Annotated in this window: 6 protein-coding genes; 4 read left to right on the top strand and 2 right to left on the bottom strand. The window is 72.0% G+C overall.

All coding sequences use genetic code 11. The features are described from left to right. Positions 1-317, bottom strand: a 317-nt coding sequence (locus KIK08_RS38005) for a hypothetical protein (RefSeq protein ID WP_214408154.1), incomplete at its 3' end; no start/stop codon positions are given. A gap of 197 nt (positions 318-514) precedes the next feature. Here KIK08_RS38005 and KIK08_RS38010 point away from each other — a divergent pair. The 4 genes from KIK08_RS38010 to KIK08_RS38025 all read left to right on the top strand — a co-directional run bounded on the left by KIK08_RS38010 (position 515) and on the right by KIK08_RS38025 (position 3,387). Next, positions 515-1,387, top strand: a complete 873-nt coding sequence (locus KIK08_RS38010; RefSeq protein ID WP_214408155.1) for a helix-turn-helix domain-containing protein — start codon at positions 515-517, stop codon at positions 1,385-1,387. Positions 1,388-1,392: 5 nt separating this feature from the next. Continuing rightward, positions 1,393-1,617, top strand: coding sequence for a DUF397 domain-containing protein (locus KIK08_RS38015; protein ID WP_214408156.1), 225 nt, complete (start codon positions 1,393-1,395; stop codon positions 1,615-1,617). A gap of 229 nt (positions 1,618-1,846) precedes the next feature. Next, positions 1,847-2,050, top strand: coding sequence for a hypothetical protein (locus tag KIK08_RS38020; protein ID WP_214408157.1), 204 nt, complete (start codon positions 1,847-1,849; stop codon positions 2,048-2,050). Positions 2,051-2,253: 203 nt separating this feature from the next. After that, on the top strand, positions 2,254-3,387 hold the full coding sequence (locus KIK08_RS38025; RefSeq protein WP_214408158.1) for a DUF475 domain-containing protein: 1,134 nt from the start codon (positions 2,254-2,256) through the stop codon (positions 3,385-3,387). 112 nt (positions 3,388-3,499) lie between these two features. On the opposite strand, the gene KIK08_RS38030 is transcribed toward KIK08_RS38025, so the two are convergent. Beyond that, positions 3,500-3,685, bottom strand: a 186-nt coding sequence (locus KIK08_RS38030; RefSeq protein ID WP_214408159.1) for a hypothetical protein, incomplete at its 5' end; no start/stop codon positions are given.

The following is a 3,685-nucleotide window of genomic DNA, read 5'->3' on the forward strand; positions in this document are numbered from 1 at the left end:
AGGTGGCCGGCCGCCGGGTGCACCCGCGGCACGACCGGCCGGACCGGCCGGCGCTCGGGGCGGCCGGGGCGGTCCTCGGCCTCGGCCTCCGGCGGGCCGACCGTCGTCACCAGCCGCAGCGGGTGCGGCGCCGCGCTGAGCCGGGGGCGGACGGTGCGCCGGAAGATCCACACGGTGAACCCGTCCGCGGCGAGGGCGCGGGCGGTGCTGGTGGCGGTGTCGAGGTCGTCGGCCTCGGCGAGGCGGGTCTCCTCCGTGCGCCGCCCGGCCCCGCCGCAGATCGTGCGCCTGGCCTGCAGGTGGTACGCGCCGTTCATCGGGTGGTGGTGGGCGACGGCTCGACAGGTCGGGGGGCGTCGCTGTCGAGCCGTCGCCGGCTCCGGGTGGCGGACAAAGTGCACCGTTCGTGCCCCGGACTCATAGTGAGCACGCTACATCTGGCGAACGCCGCACCGGGATCGTTCCTTGGAGTGAATGAGCGTGCGCGTAGTGTGACCACAGGAGGTTGGGCACCATGGTCGCATCGTCGTCGTCCGGGAGCACCACGGCGCTGAAGTGGTGGTTCGCCGTCGAGATGCGGCGGCTCCGCGAGAAGCGCCGCATCAGCCGCGAGCAGGCCGCCGCGGCGGTCAAGGGCAGCCCGCAGAACATCGGGCACATCGAGGTCGGCCGCACCCTCCCGAAACCGCTGGAGCTCGACCGGCTGCTCGAGCTGTACGGCGTCCCGGAACGCCAGGAGTTCTTCCAGGAGCTGCGCACCCGGGCCAAGCGCGGGCGGGACTGGTGGATCGGGATGAGCGATTCGGTGCCCGACCACCTGAACCTGTTCCTCGGCCTGGAGAGCAGCGCCGTGCAGATCGAGAGCTGGGACGCCTACGTCGTGCCCGGGCTGTTCCAGACCGCCGACACCGCGGGCGAGCTGATCCGCGTCGGGCGCCCCGAACTGGCCCCGGCCGAGGTCGACAAGCTGGTGGAGCTGCGGATGGCGCGCCAGCGCGAGATCCTCGCCCGCGAGCACCCCCCGCAGATCTGGTCGGTCATCGCCGAGCCGGCGCTGCGCTGGACCGTCGGCGGTCCCGACGTGCTGCGCGCCCAGCTCGAACACCTGCGCGAGCTCTCCGAACGCCCGCACATCGAGATCCAGGTGCTGCCGCTGACAGCGGGTGCGCACGTGGGCACGGAAGGTACGTTCCAGATACTCTCCGCGCCCCCGGAACTGCACAACTACCCCGGTTGTGTATTCGTCGAGGACCGGATCAGGGGGCACTACTACGAGGAATCCGAGCAGATCCTGCAGTACCGTAATGATCTCACCCGGCTGCAGGTGCAGGCGGCCAAGCCGGGGCGCACAGCGGCGCTCCTGGACGAGATCGCGAAGGATCTGTGATCAGCATGAGACACGACGACGCGGTCGCGGCGTTATCCGCGGCCGACAACTGGCACAAGGCGACGTTCAGCGGCGGCGCCAACGGCGGCTGCGTGGAGGTGGCCACCATTCCCGGCTACATCGGCGTGCGGGACACCAAGCTGGGCGAACGCAGCCCGGTGCTGGCGTTCACCCCGACGGAGTGGAAGGCCTTCCTCTCCGGCGTGCGCGCCGGCGAGTTCGACGTCTGACCCCCGGCTCCCGGCTCCTCACCCGACCGGCGCGGCCCCGGCTGCCGGGCGTCCGGCGCGTCCGGACGGCCCCGGCGCCGGTCGCCGCGCGCGGTCGCCTTCTGCTCCGTGCGGGCGAATCGGGGGACACGGCGGAGTCGGGGGCCTGGTGCGTCGGTCGACCCGTGCCCGACCCTGGAGCGGCCCGGTCCGATCGACCCACACGCGACACGACCCGAACGGGGACGCCATGCGCCACATCGCCACCTTCTGCGGACAGTGCAACTGCGGGTGCCCGGAGCTCTACGTCGACGAGGCGGCCGCGCCCGAGAAGCGGGTGGTGATCACCGACGACTTCGGGCAGCGCATCCAGATGAGCGTGGCCCAGCTGGCCGACCTGGTCGCCGACGTGCGGCGCGGGGTGCTCGACGAGGTCCTGGTGTCCGCGGGCTGACCCGCTCCGGACGACGGCCCCCTCCGCGGAGGGGGCCGTCGTGCGTGTGCCCTCGGTCGCCGACCCACCCGCTTACGCCGACCAAACGGACATGTCGGACGATAGACACGAAGCGGGCGTCGCTGCGCCTCCAGCCGGCGCCGATCGCCTGCGGGGTGGCGCGGGCGCCCATCGGGACCGGAGACGGAACGGACGAGCGCTGCATGAACCTTCGGATATTCGGCTGGTCCTACGCGGTCACCGCGGTGTCGCTGGCGGTCGCCTTCGGGTACGGCGGCTGGGAGGCGCTCGTCCTGTGCGCCATCCTCGGCGTGCTGGAGGTGTCGCTGTCGTTCGACAACGCGGTCGTCAACGCGACCGTGCTGGAGCGCATGGACGCGTTCTGGCAGAAGATCTTCCTCACGATCGGCATCGTCATCGCCGTGTTCGGCATGCGGCTGGTGTTCCCGCTGGTCATCGTGGCCGTGACGGCGGAGCTGAACCCCGTCGAGGCGCTCACGCTCGCCCTCGAACGCCGGCCGGAGGACGACCCGACCAGCTACGCGGCGCTGCTCGGCGAGGCCTACCCGCAGATCGCGGCGTTCGGCGGCATGTTCCTGTTCATGCTGTTCCTGGACTGGATCTTCGAGGAGCGCGAGCACACCTGGATGAGCTGGCTGGAGAAGCCGCTGGCCCGCATCGGGCAGCTGAACCGGCTCTCCATCGTCATCGCGCTCGTGGCGCTGGTGCTGCTCGCCGAGTTCCTGGCCGAGGAGCCCGCGGTCGTACTGGTCGCCGGCGCTCTGGGCGCGGTCACCTACCTGGGGGTCAACGGCCTGGGCGACTTCTTCGAGCAGGCCGGTGAGCAGCAGATCGAGAAGCTGGAGGAGCGCGACGAGCAGCCCGCCCGCGGCGGCTCCGGCCCGTCCCGGCTGGCCAAGGCCAGTGGCAAGGCCGGTTTCTTCCTGTTCCTCTACCTCGAGGTGCTCGACGCCGCGTTCTCCTTCGACGGCGTCATCGGCGCCTTCGCCATCACCACCGACCCGATCATCATCGCGCTGGGCCTCGGCCTGATCGGCGCCATGTTCGTCCGCTCGCTGACCGTGTTCCTGGTCCGCAAGGGCACCCTCGCCGACTACGTCTACCTGGAGCACGGCGCGCACTGGGCGATCGGCGCGCTGTCGGTGATCCTGCTGGTCGGCATCGGCTACCACGTGAACGAGGTCGTCACCGGCCTGCTCGGCGTGGTGTTCATCGTGGGCGCCCTGGTGTCGAGCATCGTGCGCAACCGCAGGCTCGCCGCGCGGGGCGAGGAGGTGCCGGTGGTGGAGCCGGACATGGAGCGCGCGCAGCTCTGACGGCCACGCACACCGGCCGTCGCCACGCACACCCCCTGGTCGCCGCGCACATGTCGTGAGGCGTGCACGGCGACCAGTAGGTGTGCGCGGCGGCGGAGGCCCGCGCCCGGAATCAGCGGGCGGCGGGCTGCGGGCGGGCCGGGGTGGGTCGGTCGGACTTGGTCTGGGTGCTCGACTGGGACTGGGACTGGGACGACTGCTGCAGGGTCGCCTGCTGGCCGCCGGGCTGGGGGGCGCCCGGCGCCGGGCGGCGCTGCTGCGGGGCCGCGGCGCCGTTGGGGGCCGGCCGGCGGCCGTC

Source organism: Pseudonocardia lacus, assembly GCF_018531445.1.
Taxonomy (GTDB): domain Bacteria; phylum Actinomycetota; class Actinomycetes; order Mycobacteriales; family Pseudonocardiaceae; genus Pseudonocardia; species Pseudonocardia lacus.

Excerpts from the sequence above, each read along its gene's own strand:
- KIK08_RS38015 (WP_214408156.1), top strand. The coding sequence starts at position 1,393 with ATGAGACACGACGACGCGGTCGCGGCGTTATCCGCGGCCGACAACTGG.
- KIK08_RS38010 (WP_214408155.1), top strand. The coding sequence starts at position 515 with ATGGTCGCATCGTCGTCGTCCGGGAGCACCACGGCGCTGAAGTGGTGG.
- KIK08_RS38025 (WP_214408158.1), top strand. The coding sequence starts at position 2,254 with ATGAACCTTCGGATATTCGGCTGGTCCTACGCGGTCACCGCGGTGTCG.
- KIK08_RS38020 (WP_214408157.1), top strand. The coding sequence starts at position 1,847 with ATGCGCCACATCGCCACCTTCTGCGGACAGTGCAACTGCGGGTGCCCG.